The sequence below is a fragment of the Pseudomarimonas arenosa genome, from assembly GCF_014841215.1.
Taxonomy (GTDB): domain Bacteria; phylum Pseudomonadota; class Gammaproteobacteria; order Xanthomonadales; family Xanthomonadaceae; genus Pseudomarimonas; species Pseudomarimonas arenosa.
Genome location: NZ_JACYTR010000013.1, coordinates 93,550 through 112,791, shown reverse-complemented (window position 1 = coordinate 112,791; position 19,242 = coordinate 93,550). Strand labels below are relative to the sequence as shown.

Below are 19,242 nucleotides of genomic sequence, written 5' to 3'. Positions count from 1 at the left end.
CGGCCGAATGAGGGCCGTGCCAGCGCCGAAAGATCGCGAACACTCTGCTATCTCAACACCATCGGTCGAAACTCTCGCCCCGCTTGGAATTGCCGGATCTTTCGGCGCGACCTCATGAAATATCCGGGCTAGACGACACCTTGGCTACGCGTTCGAGCGGTCCGATGCGGGTGCTTTGGCTTTGGTGCTTCCTGACATGATGTCGGCCATCGACCGCTCAAAGCGATGGAATCGCCTTGACGCACCCTGAGCCCGTCGAAGGGTGCCTCACCGAAGCGAGCCCTGAAGGTGACCACGCGAGCATTGAGGTTGCAATGCTGGGTCGGCTGGCTTCGACAAGCTCAGCCAGCGTGGCGGCGAACCGAAGCGGTCCCCCCGCTCCCCGTGGGAGAGGGGCCGGGGTTGAGGACCCGGTTTCCTCAATGGTCGTTTGCAACGACCCTCACGGCGTATTCGTACCCTCATCCGCCCTTCGGGCACCTTCTCCCAAGGGGAGAAGGACAGCAAGGCGCCACCGTCCCCTCATGGCCGAATCCCAACGTTGCTCCAAGCGATCGAGAACCTTGGCGCCTAGGGAATCTCTGAACAAGTTCAGAGATTCGCGCGGTGCAAGGATGCACCGCCGCGACCAACAACGTAGTTGTTGATCAGCGTAAGACGAGTTCGGACCTGTGCCGAGCTCGGCGCGTCTGAAAAGTCCAGGATGGACTTGTTCAGACCTCCCCTAGCTTGAAGCGATACTGGCGCTGGCCCTGGCTGTCGAGCTCCGAGTTGTTCAACTAGACGCCGTCAATCCGCCAAAGCGCCGTCAATTGATCGAGGCACTCATCGCCATCTCGGCCAGGGCAGCCAGGTGTTTGCCGCGGCTGCCATCGACGCCCATGATTAACACCACGTTACGCTCGCCGACGATGGCATAGAAGGAGTACATCGCCTTGACACCAGACATGGTGCCGGAATAGTTCAGCCGCGCCGCGGGGCGACCCTTGATGCGCAGGCTCGAGGCTTTGCCGCGATCCTGGGCGCCCTGGGTGGTCTTCTCCACAAACCGATCCAGCAGGGCGACCGGATCCTTGCCCATCTGCGCCACGCTGCCGGTAAACAGCATGCCGCCGACGGCGTCATCGCCCGGACCCTTGCTCATCGCGGTCGCCGTGCTGCCGAATTGAATCGGGCCGCCCTGCGGATCGCGTTGACTGACCCAGCCGGCCGGCAGGGTGATGCTCAGTCCCACCGTTGCGTCGCTGATCTGCGCGCCGGCGGCGGCGCCTGCCGCGACCGCCCTTGGGCTTGTCGCGCTGGCGCTGGCACTGCTGCAGATTTTCTCGGCCCAGGCCAGGGCTTCGGCCATCGAAGGCTGGCCGCGTTCTCGCGACAGGCGAGTGCGGCACTTCAGCGAACGCTTGCCGATCGAGCGCCAGCTGGCGGCGTGCGCCGAGCTGTCGCCCACTGAGTAGACAATCAGATAGCCACCATCGACTGCCTCGGCGCGCGTCACCGTGGTATTGCTGCGCGAGCCGATGGCATCGGCGCTGGCCTCCTGCACGGATTTCGGCGGATAGGGATCGAGAAAGATCGAAATCGACGGCCCCTTGTAACTAGGGCCGACTTCCGGCTTCCAGTCGGCCATATTGCTGCGGGCGTTGCGATCATCAAGCTGCATCCCTTGCGGTACCAGGATCTCGACACTGCCTTCCGGCAGATCGACGCGCTGAGTTTCGAGTGGATTGCTGATCCAGGAGGTAGACGCGTTGGCCACCAGGGGCAGACACAGCGCGAGGCTGAGCAAGGCAAGGTTGAAGCGGGTGTTCATCGAAAGGGTCTCCAGGCAAGCTGCCTCGCGTCGGGCAAGGCTTGCTCCGGTAAACGCCGAGGCGGCGCAGATCCGCCAACCCTGGGACCTGCGCGAGACCGGCAACGCCTTGGCGGAACCTCGCCGTTTTGGCGTTCTTATTCGCAACACCCTAGAGCAGCCGTTCCCTATGCAGACTTCACTGGCCACTCCGTCGACGGAGGCGGCCGTCAGCTATCAGGTCACGCGCCGACGTTACTCGCTGTGGTGGCTGGCTATCCTGGCCATCGTGCTGGCCATACCGGGCGCCGGCGTGATCCTTGCCAGCCTGATCCTGCTGTGCCTGATAACGCTCTCCGCCGCGGTGCGCCGCGCCTTGAGCGGCTCGACGCAATCGCGCGGCAGGCAATGTCTGGAAGGCGTGGCAGCCGGCTTGCTGCTGGTGGCCTTGAGCGATCTGGCGATCGAACCGCTGGCTGAGTGGATCGGCGGTCCGCCGGTGGATCTTCGCGCCCTCGGCAGCATTCAGGGCAATCTGCCGGCCTACCTGCAATTGCTGGCCGCCGGTCTGCTGATCGGCGGCGTGATGGAAGAGCTACTGTTTCGCGGCTTCCTGATCGGCTTTGGGCTGCGCCTGTTCGGGCGGCGGGCGCTGTTGCCGGTGTTGATCTGCAGTTCACTCGCCTTCGCGCTGGCGCATGCTTATCAGGGAGTCAGCGGGGTGATCAGCACCGGTGTGACTGGCCTGCTGCTGGCTCTGTTCTGGCTGTGGCGACGCTCGATCGTCAGCAATATCGCAGCGCACATGACGGTGAATGCGATCGGCATCACCCTGCTCTACCTTGGCCTGGCCTGACTTCGAACAAGGTGAAATGACATGTTCAAGGTGATCGCGACCGTGAGTTTGCTCTCGCTGGCCAGTCTGCAGGCCTCCGCTTCGTCGGCTGCTCAAGCCTGTGCCACGGCGAGGGTGGGAGCCGCGCTATCGGTGGCCGACATTGAACAGGCCGAGCGGTTCTACCAGGCCGGCCTGAATATGCAGCGGGCCCTCAGTCGCGATTTTCCAGAGCACGGGCTGAAGATGCGTCTGCTGTGCTCGGCGACGCTCAGCCTGGAGATATTGCAGTCAGACAAGGCAGCGCCGAACCCGCGGGGCGCGTTTGAGCGCGATCTGGTGCATGGACCGAGCAAACTGGTGGTCTGGGTCGAGGACTTGCAACAGAGCAGTGATCGACTGGTCGCCTTGGGCGCGACCTTGAACGTGTCCGCCTTCGAAGAGCCGAATCTGGGTGTGCGGATCGCCATTCTGACCGACCCATTGGGCAATCCGATTCAGCTGAACCAGCCTATGCCGCCCTGAGTTGTCCCGGTTATCAGCAAGTCGCTAGCCGGTCGGCAAGGGCCCGGCTACCATGGCGACGGGACTTCCGGAGCCGAGCTGTGACCGACGCTGCCGATATCACCGTGTTGTTGCGCCGTTGGTCGGATGGCGACAACGCGGCGCGCGATCAGGTGTTTCAGATCGTCTACCCGCAGTTGCGCCGAATTGCCGGTCAGCGTGCCGCCGGGCAGCAGGTCGGTGCCACTACCCTGGTGCATGAGGCCTATCTGAAGATGTTCGGCAGCGGCGGTGCAGCTTACCAGGATCGCAATCATTTCTTTGCTGTAGCGGCAACGGCGATGCGGCAGATCGTGCTCGACCAGCTGCGCTACTTCGCCACTGCCAAACGCAAGGGTCAGCAGGCCGACGTCACCCTGGAAGGGATGGTGGCGAGTATCGACTGGACGCCGGAGCGGGTCACCTCGTTCGAGCAGGGCATCCTGGCGTTGGCGCAGCGGGATGCCGAGGCATTGAAGGTGTTCGAATGCAAGTTCTTCGCCGGCTATGGCACCAAGGAAACCGCCGATGCGCTGGACCTGAGTGTTAGGAGCGTCGAGCGCCATTGGACCGAATCGCGACGCTTTCTGGCCGGATTCGTCGATCCGCAGTAGTCAATCCGAAGCATCGGTGTCGGTCGACAGTTCCAGGGCAAAGTCGACTACTTCTTCCCGCACCCACTCGGCGCGCTGTGGTGTTGCACGCCAACGCTGTAGACAGGGCTGGGCCAGATCGCTGCGCCCGGCCTGTTGATACACATGGGCGCAGACGGCATCGAAGGCATCGGGCTCGTTATGGCCAAAGCTCGATTCGATCTGCTGCAGGCGTGCGACCGCCAGCTCGGGATGGCCCAAGCGCAATTCGGCCAGCGCTGCACGACCGCCCCAGACCCGCTGCTTGCCGGTGTAGATCCATTGGTCAATCTTCCCTCGATCGAGCTCGGCCAGTGCTTGCTGCGCCAGCGCCAACAACGCCGGCATGTCCTGTGCAGCGGCCTCGATGCGCGCCAGGGTATCGAGTGAGCTGAAGATGCCGAGGTGAGCCGGCGAAAACAGCTCGCGCTTGAGGTCAAGCGCTTGCTGTTCATTGCGCCGCGCATCGGCCAGCTCGCCGCGGTGGAACTGAATGTAAGCTCGTGAGCTCAGAATCGCTGGCATCAGGTGGAACTGCGTGCTTTCATCGGCCAACTGCAGGGCCTGGTCGGCGGCTAGCAATGCCTGATCGTGCTGGCCGGCGGCGTCGTGTGCGAATGACAGATTGATCAGCACGGTCAGGCGCCAATTGCGCGCTTCCTGGCTAAGGCCTGGATCCAGGAACGGACTTTCCAGTGCTGCAGTCAATGCATGAGCGCCGGCCAGACGATCGGGATTCAGGGTGGCCATGTCGAGCGCAATCTCAAAGGTTTCTCGATCCTGCTCGCCGCGTAGCCCGCGCATTTGTGTCCAGGCTCTCTTGGCGTGGTCGAAGGCTTCCTCGTTCTTGCCACGATAGTAGTTGAGTCGCGCGTACTCTCGAGAAAGGCGTGCTTCGATGGCGCCATCGAGTGCCTGCGATTCTTCAAACGCGGCCCTGGCTCGTTGCAACAGACTGTCTGCCCGCTCAAGTTCGGACAAGCCAATGCCGAGCTCGCCCAATGCGAGCAGAATCTCTCCACGCGCACTGCTGGCTTCAGGTAGATCCTCAGCACGCTCCATGGCGCGGAGGAACAACTGTTTGGGCGTGAACTGTTCCATCTTGCCTTGCATCGGATCGACTGAGGCCAGCAGATCGACCAGAAAGCGACTGCTGGCGCGCGCGTTCGCTTCGGCCTGCAAGGCGCGATCGCGCTCCTCATTGAGGCGCAGAATAGTGGCGGTGGTCTGTACAGCTAGCAGCAGCGCCAGGATCGCCGTTACACCGACCAGCCGTCGTCGGCGCCAGACCAGCTTTCGCAGCCGCTTTGCCGGCCCAGCCGGCCGCGCCTCAACGCAGTAGCCATCACGCCAGCGGCGCACCTCAGCCGACAGCTCGGCCACCGAACGATAGCGCTGCCCCGGGTCATCTTCGGTTGCCTTGGCGATGACTGCGCTCAGATCGCCGGCCAGTCGGCGACCAAGCCGACCGCGGCTTAGACCAAGCGACTGGCTAAGCGCGGTCCGCTGCTGGCCATCGAGGCTGGACCAGGTGAGCGCCAGGCTGGAAGCGCTGTCCAAGGTCGTGCCGTCGGCCCGGTAGTGACGAATCCGTCGATCGAGCAGCAACTCGGCCAGCAACAGGCCGAGCGCATATTGATCGGCGGCGCCGTGATCGCTGGAAGCGCTATCTGACCACTGCTCCGGGGCCATGTAATACGGCGTTCCCGCACGCGGGTCGCTGCCTGCATCGGCCAGCTGCATACCGCTGGCGATGCCAAAGTCGACCAGACGCGGTCGACCGCTGGTCTCGATCAGAATATTGGCGGGCTTGATATCGCGATGCGCCAGGAAGTGCGAGTGGGCAAAGGCCACCGCATCGCCGATCGCCAGCCACAGGTCGAGCCGTTGCCCGAAGCCCGGCCGCTGTTCCTTAACGTAGCGATCCAGCGTCACGCCGTCGACCAGCTCCAGCACCAGATACGGAATGTCATTGTTCCAGCGACCGGCATCGATCAAGTCGACGATGCCGGGGTGCTTCAGTGCGGCCACGGCCTTGGCCTCGTCCAGCAGGCGCTCGGCATCACGACTTTGGCGAATGAACTTGATCGCCACCTCGCGCTCGAACGCGCCGTCGGCACGGCGGCCGCGAAACACCACTGACATGCCGCCCTCGCCGATGAGTTCGACCAACTCGTAGGGGCCGAGGCGCTCGCCGATCTGCTGCTGCCAGAACGCCTCGTCAGCCTGCTCGACCCAGCTGGCGGCGCCACCGGTGCGGAACAGGTCCTCCGGAGTGCGCTGCGAACGTGGTGTCGGTGTCGGGGCGTCGGGCTTGCTCATGGGTCGTCGCCTTGGAATGCTCCTCCAAGTCTGGGCAGATGGGTCGCTGGCGATGCTCGGCCATCAATAGGCCTGCGGGAGCCGGGGTGTCAATCGCAGGAACGCGAATTGCTGCCCGATCCGCCACACTGGAGTGAGCCCAGCTGGGCAGCAGGTTCCCGACGCCGGCGGCTCAGGCTGGCTGTTCAAAACCGCTGGCGAACACGCCATTGCCATCACTCAGGGCAAAGAACAGCAGCGGACCGCCCAAACTGTTGAGCAGATAGAAGCCATCGAGGTTCGGTGCGTACCCGAAGCGGCCATAAGTTCCGGCGGCTTGCGCAGTGCTGGGCAACACGGCGTTGTCCAGCAGTGCCAGGCTGTCCCAGCTCCAGGGTTGATCGCGTGGCTGATCGGGGGCGCGCAGCAGGCTGATGGCGCCGGTGCTGCCGAGCGTGGTGTTATGCCAGAGCGCGATCGCATTCAAGCTGGGTACCCAGACGCCGCCAGCCTTGCCACCAGCGCTGGCCAGATGGGCGGGCCGGGTGTTGTCGACGCCGGGGTTCAGGCGCTGGCCGCTGCTGATATCCCAGACCGCAAAGCCGTTGGCGATATCATCGCTGAGCTGCACCAGAATCTCATGGCCGGGCACATGGGTGAGTGCGTGGTAGCTCCATTCCTGCGAGGTCGAGCCACTGCTCAGCAGGTTCCACTGTTGCAGATCGAGATCGAGCCAGCTCAGCTTGCTGGTGCCCGCACCCAGCCACCACACACGGTTCAGACTGCTGTCATAACAGGCGGCGCCATAGCCGACGCCCATCGCGGGATGGCTGGTCAGCGTGCTCCATTCGCCGTCCATCTCGTTGAGCAGCAAGGTGCGGGCGGTGCCGGCCTGACCGCTGAACGCAGTCGAGCCTTGCACGGTGCACAAGGGGCCGAGCCCGGGCACATAGCAGTGCTTGTTGTAGCTATGAATCGCCCGAGGGCGGCCATCGGCGTAATCGCCGCTGGCTTCCTGGCCGTCATTCAGGTCGATCAGTCCGAGGGGAATCGATCCCGACGGCGGGCGTGGCATGCGCCAGGTCGGCAGCTCATCAGCCAAACAGAGTGTGTAGGCTTCATTGCCGGCATAGTCGGCATGGCCACCGCCGAGCGGTAGCCACAGGGCGTCAGCGTCACGGTCGTAGCAGGCGCCGCACCAAGGCACGATGATCCCGGCCATGCCGAGCACGCCGCCCCAAGGGCCACGATCGTCATTCGGGTTGCTCGCCAGACGCGGATTGAGGGCCGGATCGCGGGCGGGATTGATGCCGGGCAAGGTATTGCCGGTGGGCACAATGCCCCAGCGCATCGCTCGTAGCTGCCGGCGCCATTGCGGCCAGCCATTGCCAAGGCCCGCTGCCGAAGCGAAGTGTGATGCTAAGAGTCCAAGCGACAAGCCGCCGCTCGCCAGCAGCAGTTCACGCCGCCGTATCGTTGTCATGGCGCAGCCTCCGCTTCAAAGCCGTTGCTGAACACCTCGAATGGGGCTGATGAAGGGCGCACGCCCCAGACCGGAGTCTGGTTCCAACCGGCCAGAATCTGCGCCCAGTTGCTGGCGCCGGTCATGCGTTGATAGGCAGTTTCTGCGCCTGGCACCCGATGGGTGACTGCATAAGCGAGCGCAGGCTGCAGATTGCCCCAATAGCTGGTCGATTCAGGATAGTAAGCGCCGCGCAGGGTGTCACCGGGCTCGCTCTCATTGGCATGGCCCAGGGTATCGGCATAGAGCGCGCCGAAATCGGCGTACCAGGGACCGCTGCCGCCGGCCCAGTCGACGCTATCACTGGGAGCGACGGCGATGGTGTATTGCGCGGCATCGCGATAGTTGTATTCCGTGAGGCTGCCCTGGGCGCCGAATCGACCGACGATGGATTGCGCCTTCCAGGCAAAGAAAGTGTTCAGTCGTGCCGCGCTGGGGCCGGTCAGCAAGCGCAGGCTCAGCAGATAGCCAAACGCTGCGGTGAGAAAATCCTCCATCCAGGCGGCGTGGAGATACACGCCGTCGCCGCTGCTGTAGTCGCTGTACGGCGTACAGAATCCCTGCGGGCAGCTGGGGGTCTCGATGTAGCGCTGGTGGTAGTAATCGACATTGGCAGCCAGGCTTGCCAACAACTCACTGCGGATCGGATCGTCGTCAGGCGTGGCGCAGGCGGCCTGGGTGAGTGTGCGCAAAGACCAGGCCGCACCGCGGGTGGTGTTGGATCCGCTGTCGGTGCGCAGAATGCCGGCGCTGTACTGTCGGGTGAGATCGGACTGCTTCAAGAAGCCCAGCGTGGCCGAGAACTGAATCTCCTGCAGAAAATACTGCCAACCGCTTAACAGGTAGGCGAGATAGCCTACCGAGGGATGGTGTGAGGTCGCCCAGGTCGGCGGGGCGCTGCCGGCGTTGGCCGGTGTCGTGTGGTTGGTGCTGCTGCTGCCGGCGCTGCTGACGCCCGACAACGTGGAGCTCAGGCACAAATGCGGATAGGACGAAAAGCGCAGCGGTTGGTTGCTGGTTTCATCGCGATAGTGAATCGCGTAACGACCCGCCGCGGCGGCATTGGCCAGCACCGCTTGCAGCGCACGTTGATCTCCGCCGCTGGTGAAAAACGCAGCCTCCCATTCCGGCAACAGGCCGATCGATGCGTGGTAGCCCGTGCTGCCCATGGCGGCCGGGAAGCCGCCCTGGTTCAATGGTGCGTACTCGGTGTACAAGGAGCCAAACAGTGCGGCGTTGGTCGGGGTTTGGCCGTAGTAGCTGGGCACCAGGCCACTGCCTTGCCAATGCTCGGTGTCGTGCAGCACTTCCACGGCGGCCGTCGTTGCGCTGCGATGACTGATCCTGCCGGACGCCAACAAGCAGCGAGCATGATGCGGGATGTCCAAGCTCCCTGCATAGCGTTGAGTTCCACCTATACTCAGGCTGGCGAGCCCGGCGCGACTACCTGGATTGGGCGCTTGCAGTCGACCGTTCTCGATCCAGGCCAGTAGTTCGACTTCCTGATTGCGCCACAGTCTGACTTCGAACCAGGCGCTGAGCTGCGGGTCGTCACCCAGTGGCGCGTAGTACTGCCAGCTGCTGCATTCGGGCCCAGCAAATACCGTGCGCACTCGGCCAGCAGACCAACTGCCGCCAAGATCCTGACTGGCAATACCGAGCAATGAGTTAAGTTGCACGCTGTGGCCGGCGAAGCCCAGCAGCACGGTGGGCAGGGCGGTAGCAAGGTCAGCTTCGGTGAGCCCGCTGGCGCTGACTGTCGGCACGCGGCTCAGGTTCAGATCGAGCGTTTGCTCCGCCAGTAAATCGACCTGACCGGCCAGTACTACCCACTTCGCACTGCCGTCGGGCCAGCGGTTCAGCACCACGGTTTGCAGGCTGGTCTGATCACTATGCAGTTGCCATCCAGCGGGCAGCACGCCCGGCGCCAGGGCCTGACCGAAGCAGAAACCGGCCTGCACCACGTTCTCGACGCAGCGTAGTCGCACCAGCGGCAAGTCGGCTGCCCCTTTTAACCGAGGGTTTGGATTGCCGAGGGCGTGGCGAACCGAGCCGGGCAAGAGGGCGAGGCCGCCGATGCCGAACAGCGTGGTAACGAACTCACGTCGATTGCAGGTCGATGGCAAGGCCGCGTTTTCCGTTGCGTGTGATGCTGCGGTGAAAGCTGCTGCACACTAGCAACCGGCAGAGGGCAAATGTGCGAGCGCCGCCGCGTTTTGCGCCCAGCGGCAGATTGCGCCGATCAATCGGAGAGGTCGGTCGACGAACGGGCGCCTGGCAAAAACAAACGGCCGACAAGGTCGGCCGCTGTTCCTCCCCCCGGAGCACAGAAACCCCGCCTCCGGCGGGGTCTGTGTTGACAAAACGGGTTGTTAGGCCGCTTTCGGCTTGTTGTCGTAGAACTGCTCTTCTTCGGTTGAACCGGTCAATGCGGTGACGCTGGATGAGCCGCCCTGAATGACCGTGGTGACGTCGTCGAAGTAGCCGGCACCGACTTCCTGCTGATGCGAGACGAAGGTATAGCCCTTCTCGCGTGCTTCGAACTCGCGCTCCTGCACCTGCTCGACGTAATGGCGCATGCCTTCGCCGCGGGCGTAGTCGTAGGCGAACTTGAAGGTGTTGAACCAGTTGATGTGGATGCCGGCCAGGGTGATGAACTGATACTTGTAGCCGAGCGCGGAGAGCTCATCCTGAAACTTGGCGATGGTCTTGTCGTCGAGGTTCTTTTTCCAGTTGAAGCTCGGTGAGCAGTTGTAGCTGAGCAACTTGCCCGGGTGCGCGGCATGCACGGCCTGGGCGAACTCGCGGGCAAAGCCAAGGTCCGGCGTGCCGGTTTCGCACCAGACCAAGTCAGCATACGGCGCATAGGCCACGCCGCGCGAGATCGACTGCTCGAGACCGTTCTTCACCCGATAGAAGCCTTCGGCGGTGCGCTCGCCGGTGAGGAAGCTCTGATCATTGGCGTCGTGATTCGAGGTGATCAGGTTGGCCGCTTCGGCGTCGGTACGGGCCAGGATCAGGGTCGGCACGCCGAGCACGTCGGCGGCCAGACGCGCGGCGATCAGCTTCTGCACCGCCTCACCGGTCGGCACCAGCACCTTGCCGCCCATATGACCGCACTTCTTCACCGCCGCCAGCTGATCTTCGAAGTGCACGCCCGCAGCGCCGGCAACGATCATGTTCTTCATTAGCTCATAGGCGTTCAGCACGCCTCCGAAACCGGCTTCGGCATCGGCGACGATCGGCAGGAAGAAGTCGATTGCCTCTTCGGCCTTCATCTTGCCGTCGCAGATGTTCTTCCACTGGATCTCGTCGGCGCGCTGGAACGTGTTGTTAATGCGGCGTACCATGGTCGGCACCGAGTCGTAGGCGTACAGCGACTGATCCGGGTACATGGTTTCCGAGGTGTTGCCGTCGGCGGCTACCTGCCAGCCGGACAGATACACCGCTTCCAGACCAGCCTTGGCCTGTTGCATGGCCTGACCGGCCGAGATCGCGCCAAACGCGTTGACGTAACCCTTCTTGGCGCCGCCATTGACGAGCTTCCAAAGCTGCTCAGCGCCGCGCTTGGCCAGGGTGTGCTCGGGCTGCAGGCTGCCGCGAAGACGGACCACGTCGGCGGCGGAGTAGGTGCGCTTGACCTGCTTCCATCGCGGATTGCTGTTCCAGTCCTTTTGCAGGGCGGCGATCTGTTCGGCTTGCTTGCTCATCATGGTCTTTCCTGTAGTGGGGTTGCGGCCTGCGCCGCGCTGCAGCGTTGGTGAAACAGTAGGTAGTGCGCGCGCCGGCGGCTTCAGGCCAGACGCTGATAGGCCGGCAGGGTGATGAAGTCGGCCAGCTCGTGGGCGCGAGTCAGCTCGCCCAGCATGCGTACCGCTTCCGGCACTCGGTTCTGACCGGGCAGGCCGGATTCCGGCAACCGTTCGGCAACACCGGACAAGGCCATGTCGAACAGTGCCCAGTCGATCGCGCTGCCGTCGTCCAGTTTGAGGCCGCCGACATGCAGCCATTGCCATAGCTGGGTGCGACTGATCTCGGCGGTGGCGGCGTCTTCCATCAGATAGTGGATCGGCACGCAGCCGAGGCCGTCGAGCCAGGCAGCGAGGTAGCGCACGCAGACATCGATGTTGTTAAGAAAGCCGGCGCGGCTGATGCTGCCGCTGGGTGCGGCGATCAGTTCATCGCGGCTGACTTCGACCTCGCTGCGCGGCTTGCTGGCGATCTGATTGGCCTCCGGCATGTGCTGGTCGAAGATCTCCTTGGCGAGCGGAATCAGGCCGGGATGGGCCACCCAGGTGCCGTCGTGACCGGCGCTGGCTTCGCGCAGCTTGTCGGCGCGCACCCGCTGCATCGCCGCCTCGTTGGCCGCGGCATCGTTGTTGATCGGGATCTGCGCCGCCATGCCGCCCATGGCGTGGCAGCCGCGACGATGGCAGGTCTTGATCAGCAGTTCCGAATAGGCTTTCAGGAACGGCGCGGTCATGCCAACCTGGCTGCGCTCCGGCAGCACCCGGTCCTTGTGTCGGCGGAACGTCTTGATATAGGAGAAGATGTAGTCCCAGCGGCCGCAGTTGAGGCCGACGATGCGATCCTTCAGGGCGAACAGGATTTCGTCCATCTGGAACACGGCGGGCAGTGCTTCGATCAGTACGGTGGCCTTCATGCAGCCGATCGGCAGGCCGAGGCGCACTTCCAGGAAGGCCATCACCTCATCCCACAGCGCCGCCTCTTCCATGGTCTGCAGCTTGGGCAGATAGAAGTAGGGGCCGCGCTGGCGTTGTTGCAGGGCCTGGGCGTTGTGGAAGGCGAACAGGGCGAGATCGAACAGGCCGCCGGAGATCGGGCTGCCGTCGACTTCGATGTGCTTCTCATCCAGATGCCAGCCGCGTGGGCGCACCAGCAGCACGGTCTTGGATTCGGGATCGAGGGCGTACTGCTTGCCGTTGTCAGCGGTGAAATCGATCGAGCCGGCAACCGCGTCGCGCAGATTGATCTGGCCCTCGATCATATTGGCCCAGGTCGGCGAGCTGCTGTCCTCGAAGTCGGCCATGAACACCTTGGCGCCTGAATTCAGCGCATTGATGATCATCTTGCGGTCGACCGGCCCGGTGATCTCGATCCGCCGGTCCTGCAAGGCAGGCGGGATCTCCGCTACCTTCCAGTCGCCCTCGCGGATATAGCGGGTATCCTCGCGGAAGTTGGGCAGCACGCCCTTGTCGTAGCACTTCTGCGCCGTCTTGCGCGCGCCGAGCAAGGCCTGGCGGGTCGACTCGAAACGGCGATGCAGCTCGGTAAGCAGCGACAGCGCCTCCGGGGTCAATACCGTTTCTACCCCCGCCACCTTCGGCCCTTGCACCAAAGCGGTTCCCGTTTCCATCAACACCGCGGCCATTGTCGGTCTCCGTTGCACTGCACCATGGCATTCGACCATAGAACCGAACTTGCCCGTTTGGAAAGCAAATGTTTCAATGGTCTAAATTAGTTTTATTAATACATGACACTTTTCAGATACTTAAACGGGTGTTTGAAAAGCCGGGATTCGAGATTCGGGATTTGAGATTCGCAAGAGCGGGCCTCGCTCCGCAGTTGTTGCGAGGGAAACCTTCACCGATCAAGCACTTAACCGCCTTCCTGCGGGCGATGACGGTCGTATTCCTTGCCTGTCGGTCCTATTCGTTGCGAGAGAAACGCATGCAAAGCGATTGTCCGGGGCTCTCCCTTTTTCGGCTCAGCGTGAACCCGCCGGGGCCCACGAATCCCGAATCCCAAATCCCGAATCCCGTCTGCTGATGCACTACTACAAAGGCGCCAAACTCAAGCAGCTGCGAGCCTTCTGCCATGCGGCACGGTTGGGGACGGTGACGCGGGCGGCGGAGGCTTTGTTTCTGAGCCAGCCGGCGGTGAGCCTGCAGTTGGCGGCCTTGGAGAAGGCGCTGGGAGTGTCCTTGTTCGAGCGTCTGGGGCGGCGCTTGGCAATGACGCGGGAGGGTGAGGTGCTATATGAAATAGCCCGGCCCTTGGTCGATGGTATTGATGGATTTGAAGGCGAGTTTCGCCATCGCTTGAAGGGCCTGGATGCCGGTGAGCTGAATATCGCCGCTGGCAGTTCAACCATCCTGTACCTGCTGCCGCCGCTGGTGCAGGCCTTTCGCGAGCAGCATCCCGAGGTGCAGCTGAAGCTGCATAACGTCACCGGTCTCGACGGCCTGGCGCGGATTCGCTCGGATGAGGTGGATCTGGCGGTAGGGTCAATGCTGGATGTGCCGAACGATATCGACTACGCCGCCACGCATAGTTTCGACCCGATGCTGATCGCGCCGCTGGATCATCCGCTGGCGCAGAAAGACCCGCTGCGCTTGGAAGACCTGTCGCCGTATGGATTGATCCTGCCGCCCAAGCGGCTCACCACCTATCGTTTGGTTGACCTGGTGTTCCAGCAGCGCCGCGTGCCGTATACCGTGGCGCTGGAGGTCGGCGGTTGGGAAGTGATCAAACAGTATGTGGCGATGGGCCTGGGCATCTCGATCGTTACCGGCATCTGCCTGACCGAGCGCGATCGCGAGCAATTGGCAATCCGCAATCTGCGCGAATACTTCCCCCCGCGCAGCTATGGCATCGTGATTCGCAAGGGCAAATACCTCAGCCCGCAGGCGCGCGCCTTTGTCGATCTGGTCAAGCCCGAATTGTTCACCCGGCATGACTATTTCGAGTCGGGGCATTCGGAGCGTTAGCCCGGATCTTTCGGCGCGACCTCATGAAATACCCGGGTTAGGGCTCGGTCGGCGACGAATGGACGTACGGTAGGCCACCGACGTAGGGCAGGCCGCATCGTAGGGTGGGCCATTCCACAGGCTCACGACAGGCCTGTGGCCCACCACAGCTCAGATCATCACCAGGTGCACATGCTCGGCTGCGCTGTTGTGCGACGCGTCCTTAGCTAGCGGCTTATGCGGAGTCAGCGACTTGTAGAAATACACCGTCGGGTGCAGGCGGCCATCCGGGCTGAGTGCGTAGTCGGGGATCATTCCGGCCTCCTGCCAGCCGAGCCGGCGATACAGGCGTTCCGCCGGACTGCCGGCCTCGGTGTCGAGCACCAGCAGGCGCAGGCCACGCCTCACCGCATGCCGTTCCACCGTTTCGATCAGCGCGCGGGCAATGCCGCGACCGCGGTGGGTGCGCAGCACGAACAGCTTCTGCACCTCACCGCGGTGGCGGCCATTGTCCTTGCTGCATTGGGCCAGCTGCACCGCACCGACGATATGCTCACCCTCATACGCCAGCCACAGGCCCAACTCCTCCCCCAGCGCGGCGACCACGCCACGCCAGTAAGCGCGCGCGGTACGGGCACTGAGTGGCGCCAGAAACCCGACCGATGCGCCCCCGGCGACCACGTCCTGCAGCAGGCCTGCCAAGGCATCGAATTGCGCCGGCCGCAGCTGCATGGCCGATTCCGGGCTCAATTGTTCGACATACATGGGATGCTCCTCTGCGCCGCCCGTCCTATTCAAGCAAACCCGGACAGCCTCGACGAGCACAGTGTCGACCAACAATGTTGCAACTCTTGCACTCAGTTGGCGCATCGCTTCTGAGCCGCCATCGGCGGGTGCATTGCGCTCACGCTCAGGTTCACCCTTGGCGGGCGGAAATCGGCGAGACGTCGGCAAACTGCACCGGTTCGCCGCTCAACCAGCGCTGCAGATTGTCTGCCGGCTGCGGCCGGTCGAACAGGTAGCCCTGCCCAATATCGCACTCCAGCCCTTGCAGAAAGGCAACGGTGCCCGGCTCCTCGATCCCTTCCGCCACCACATCAAGTTTAAGCGCATGACCGAGTTGAATGATCGAGCGCACAATCTTTCGATTGTGCTCGCCCTGGCTGAGACCATTGACGAAGCTACGATCGATCTTCAGCTCGTCAACAGGCAGGCGTTGGAGGTGCGCCAGTGAAGAGAAGCCGGTGCCGAAATCGTCGATGGAGATCTTCACCCCGCGCTGCCGAAGCGCACTGAGCTGGGCCACCGCCGACTCGGCGTATTCCATCATGGCCGATTCAGTCAGCTCGAGCTTCAGGCAATGCGCCGGCACTCGATGGTGGCGCAGGATCGAATCGACCTGTTCGACCAGGGACGCGCTACGCAGATGATGGGCGGAGATGTTCACCGCGACACGCCAGTCGGGGTGGCCCCAGGCCGCCCAGCGCTGGCATACCTCTTCCAGCATCCAGAGGCCAAGTTCGACGATCAAGCCGGACTCCTCAGCGACCGGAATGAACTGATCCGGATACACCGGCTCGCCATTGGCGGGCTGCCAGCGAATCAAGGATTCGAATCCGCTCAGATGACCACTGCGCAGATCGATCAGCGGTTGGTACACGGCGCGCATTTCGTTGCGCTGCACGGCACCACGCAAACGGCTCTCGATATTGAGCCGGGCTTGCTGCTGTTCGCGCTGTCCGGTGACATAGTGGCGCATGCAGTTGCCGCCGGCTTGTTTGGCCAGGTGCATGGCGATATCGGCCCGAGTGTAGAGATCACCCGGCTGTTCGTCCTCATGACGAAAACTGCAGATACCGATGCTGGCGGTGACCCGCAGCGGCGGATCCTGCAGTTCGTGGGCAGCACCGATGGCGCCGGCCAGTCGAGTGGTCAGGGTATCCAGCCAGGCGTTGCTGCGTTCCTGGCTTTGGCCCACCGCAATCAAGGCAAACTCGTCGCTGCCAACACGGGCCAGCCAGTCCTCACCACGTACCTGGGCGGCCAGTCGCTCCGCGGTCTTGCGCAGAATCTGGTCTCCTGCCTGATGTCCCAAGGTGTCGTTGATGCGTTGAAAGCGATCGAGGTTGATTACCAGCAGGGCCAGGGGTGTGCGGCTGGCCTGAGTGACCCGCAGATAGCGTTCCAGTGCTTCCATCAAGGAGGCGCGATTGGGCAGTTCGGTGAGCGTGTCGATCTGAGCATGGCGTTCCGCCAAGCGATAGTTGGCCTCAGCCAGCGACTGGGCTTGAGCCAGCTGCTGGCTGAACTCGCGCTCGCGCTGCAGGCGCGCTCGCTGTGCCTGGTGGTATGCCCAGGCCAGCAGCCCCAGGCCTAGCGCATAGGCCAGATAGGCACTGCGCGTCGCCCACCAGGGCGGATGCACTCGAATCTCAAGTATTGCTGGCTGTTCGCTCCATACGTCATCGCGCTGCGCCCCGAGGAGCTCCAGCCGATAGTCGCCTGCAGCCGGTCGAATCAACTCGAAATGCGGACGCGTGGTCTCCACCCATTGTTCGCTCTGCCCCAGCAATCGGTAGCGAAAGCGATTCTTCTCTGGCACATGGTAGTCGGCCACGGCAAAACCCAACGAAAGGCCGAGATCATGCGGTCCGAGTTCGAGCATGCCGCTTGGTGGGTGAAACACGCGTTGCCGATCCTTGCCCAGCCGGCCGACGTCGGTGAACAGCACCGCTGGAACGTGCTGATGCGGACTGATGTCGGCCGGATGAAAATGCACCACGCCAGCAACGCCGCCGAAATAAAGCCGGCCATCGGCTGCCTGCCATTCGGCGCCGCCGTTCATTTCGTTGGCCTGCAGGCCATCACCGGCATCGAAGTTGTCGAAGCCTTGGTCTTGCGGGTCGAATCGCGACAGACCGGCATTGGTGCTGATCCACAGGGCGCCGCTGGAATCAGCCAGAATTCCATACACCGTGCTGTTGCTCATGCCGTCGGCGGCGCTGAACAGATCGAAGCGATAGATCTGTCGCCGACGATTCTCGGCACTGAGTCGGTTCAGCCCGTTCTGGGTGCCTATCCAGAGATTGCCCTGCGGATCCTCGTACAACGCACGGACCGAACTTTCGCTCAGTGAATCGCTCTGTTGTGGATCATGCTGAATGGCCTGAAACTCTACCGCGCCGGGTTCTCGGCGCAGCAGGGCATTGCCGCCACCGAGCCAAAGTACGCCGTCACTGTCATACAGCGACACCCGCACAGCAGCGCCAACCAGCGATTGCCCGCCCAGTCGTTGATGTCGCTCCAGCACTTGCCGCTGGTCTCGATCAAAGCGCAGCCATTCGTTGCCCGCCGAGATCCACAGCTGGCCGGTGTCGGGATCTTCGCTGAGATACCAGACTCGGCCGTTGCCCAGGCGTCCATCGCTCCGGCTTGGGTCGATGATCTGCTCAAACTGCTCGTTATCTGCATCGAATCGGTACAGCACGCCCTCTACCGAGCCGACCCACAGCGTGCCATCGCGATCCAGCAACAATGACTGCAGCTGGTTGCTGGCGCGTTCTCCGGGCGTTGGTTGAAACAGGCGAAATGTCTTGTCAGCAGGGTCGAAGCGCTCCAGGCCGGCCAGGGTGGTCATCCATAGCCGGCCATGTCGATCACCGACAATATCCCAGACGAATGGCGAGCGCAGGCTGTTCTCGCTGTGCGGCACGGCGCGCAAGGAGTCGAAGCGAAATCGCAGGGGATTGATCTGATTCAGCCCGCCGCCAGCCGTGCCCACCCAGATCAGCCCGCTGCGATCCTGATACAGCGACCACACGTCATCGACCGCCAGACTGAGCGGATTGTCCGGCTCGTGATGCAGGACATGAAATCCCCGCTCGATCTTCAGGCTAAGTCCGCCCGACTGACCGCCGACCCAAAGGCGCCCCTGGCGATCGCGCAGCAAGGCCAGGACGACGTTTCCGCCCAGGCTTTGCGGGTCGTCAACGTCATGCTGAAAGCGCTGGAAGGCAGTGCCGGCAGGCGGCAGGTAGTTCAGGCCGTGGCCGGTACCCACCCATAATCCACCGTCCGGATCGACCAGCAGACGGGTTACCCCGTTATCGCTCAGCGACCGCGGATCGTGCGGCGCATGGCGGTACTCAGCCTGCACGCCGTGCTCTGGGTGCCAGCGGATCAGTCCCTGCGGTCCACCCAGCCACAGGCTGCCCTCACCGGCGCTCGCCAGATCGGTCACTGGGCCCAGTGTGTGGATGGAAGTCAGGCGATCTTCGGCCGGCCAATAGCGATGCAAGCCGAGGCTGTTACCGATCCACAGACCGCCGTCGACAGCTTCGACAAACCCCGCGCTGCCGCGTGATGGCGGGGCATTGACGTCGTGTGACCCGTGCAAGGCAGCCAGCAAGCGCGGGCCGTAGTGGCTGACCCGGCCGCTGCTGGGCTCGATGCGATCCAGCCAGCCCTGGAAGCCCGCCACCCAGATATGCCCCGCCGCATCCTCGTGCAAGGCGGCGATATCGACTTCGGCCAGGGCACTGGCATCACGAGGATGGCTGGGGAAGCGGCGGAACTCATAGCCGTCGTAGACATTCAGTCCGCCCAGGGTGCCAAACCACATCAGACCGCGACGATCCTGCAACTGGGCAGTCACCGTGTTCTGCACCAGAGCGCCGCTGAGCGGCAGGCGATGAACCTGATCGGGCACCGGCTCCGGGGTGGCATCCGCATTCGGCGCCATCACTACGAAGCTCAGCAATGTCAGGGCCAGGGTCCAGCGCGCTGATTGGGTCATCGGCTCATATCGCTCACACCTTGTCGAAAGGGTAACAAGAAGCCCTGGCCCAGGCCGAGATCAGGGTCGCACAGATGTATTGCCGGTCTGCCCTGCTAGGATGGCGCAGCAC

At 63.1% G+C, this 19,242-nt stretch carries 12 protein-coding genes; 4 read left to right on the top strand and 8 right to left on the bottom strand.

Annotation, left to right across the window (positions count from 1 at the left end; translation table 11 throughout):
• Positions 1-808: 808 nt before the first annotated feature.
• Positions 809-1,813, bottom strand: a complete 1,005-nt coding sequence (locus tag IFO71_RS09035) for a hypothetical protein (RefSeq protein WP_192029303.1) — start codon at positions 1,811-1,813, stop codon at positions 809-811.
• 169 nt (positions 1,814-1,982) lie between these two features.
• Between IFO71_RS09035 and IFO71_RS09030 the strand changes: the two genes are divergently transcribed.
• From IFO71_RS09030 to IFO71_RS09020, 3 genes are all read left to right on the top strand, one after another.
• A complete protein-coding gene (locus IFO71_RS09030) occupies positions 1,983-2,648 on the top strand; it encodes a type II CAAX endopeptidase family protein (RefSeq protein WP_192029302.1) in 666 nt (221 codons plus the stop codon).
• 21 nt (positions 2,649-2,669) lie between these two features.
• Positions 2,670-3,152: a VOC family protein gene (locus tag IFO71_RS09025; RefSeq protein ID WP_192029301.1), complete on the top strand. Its 483-nt coding sequence runs from the start codon at positions 2,670-2,672 to the stop codon at positions 3,150-3,152.
• Between the two features lie 80 nt (positions 3,153-3,232).
• Positions 3,233-3,784: an ECF-type sigma factor gene (locus tag IFO71_RS09020; protein WP_192029300.1), complete on the top strand. Its 552-nt coding sequence runs from the start codon at positions 3,233-3,235 to the stop codon at positions 3,782-3,784.
• Here the strand turns inward: IFO71_RS09020 and IFO71_RS09015 are convergent, their stop codons facing one another.
• The 5 genes from IFO71_RS09015 to aceB form a co-directional block, all read right to left on the bottom strand.
• A complete protein-coding gene (locus tag IFO71_RS09015; protein ID WP_192029299.1) occupies positions 3,785-6,124 on the bottom strand; it encodes a serine/threonine-protein kinase in 2,340 nt (779 codons plus the stop codon). It abuts the gene before it with no gap.
• A gap of 172 nt (positions 6,125-6,296) precedes the next feature.
• A complete protein-coding gene (locus IFO71_RS09010; RefSeq protein ID WP_192029298.1) occupies positions 6,297-7,586 on the bottom strand; it encodes a hypothetical protein in 1,290 nt (429 codons plus the stop codon).
• Positions 7,583-9,751, bottom strand: a complete 2,169-nt coding sequence (locus IFO71_RS09005; protein ID WP_192029297.1) for a hypothetical protein — start codon at positions 9,749-9,751, stop codon at positions 7,583-7,585. Before IFO71_RS09005 ends, IFO71_RS09010 begins: the two co-directional genes overlap by 4 nt.
• Positions 9,752-9,997: 246 nt before the next feature.
• Positions 9,998-11,335, bottom strand: a complete 1,338-nt coding sequence (gene aceA / locus IFO71_RS09000; protein ID WP_192029296.1) for an isocitrate lyase — start codon at positions 11,333-11,335, stop codon at positions 9,998-10,000.
• 83 nt (positions 11,336-11,418) lie between these two features.
• Positions 11,419-13,017, bottom strand: coding sequence for a malate synthase A (aceB, locus tag IFO71_RS08995; RefSeq protein WP_192029295.1), 1,599 nt, complete (start codon positions 13,015-13,017; stop codon positions 11,419-11,421).
• 397 nt (positions 13,018-13,414) lie between these two features.
• Here aceB and IFO71_RS08990 point away from each other — a divergent pair, with 397 nt between their 5' ends.
• Positions 13,415-14,356, top strand: a complete 942-nt coding sequence (locus IFO71_RS08990; protein ID WP_192029294.1) for a LysR family transcriptional regulator — start codon at positions 13,415-13,417, stop codon at positions 14,354-14,356.
• Positions 14,357-14,506: 150 nt separating this feature from the next.
• Here the strand turns inward: IFO71_RS08990 and IFO71_RS08985 are convergent, their stop codons facing one another.
• Both IFO71_RS08985 and IFO71_RS08980 read right to left on the bottom strand, forming a co-directional pair.
• On the bottom strand, positions 14,507-15,100 hold the full coding sequence (locus IFO71_RS08985; RefSeq protein WP_192029293.1) for a GNAT family N-acetyltransferase: 594 nt from the start codon (positions 15,098-15,100) through the stop codon (positions 14,507-14,509).
• Positions 15,101-15,251: 151 nt separating this feature from the next.
• Positions 15,252-19,130, bottom strand: a complete 3,879-nt coding sequence (locus tag IFO71_RS08980; protein WP_192029292.1) for an EAL domain-containing protein — start codon at positions 19,128-19,130, stop codon at positions 15,252-15,254.
• Positions 19,131-19,242 lie beyond the last annotated feature (112 nt).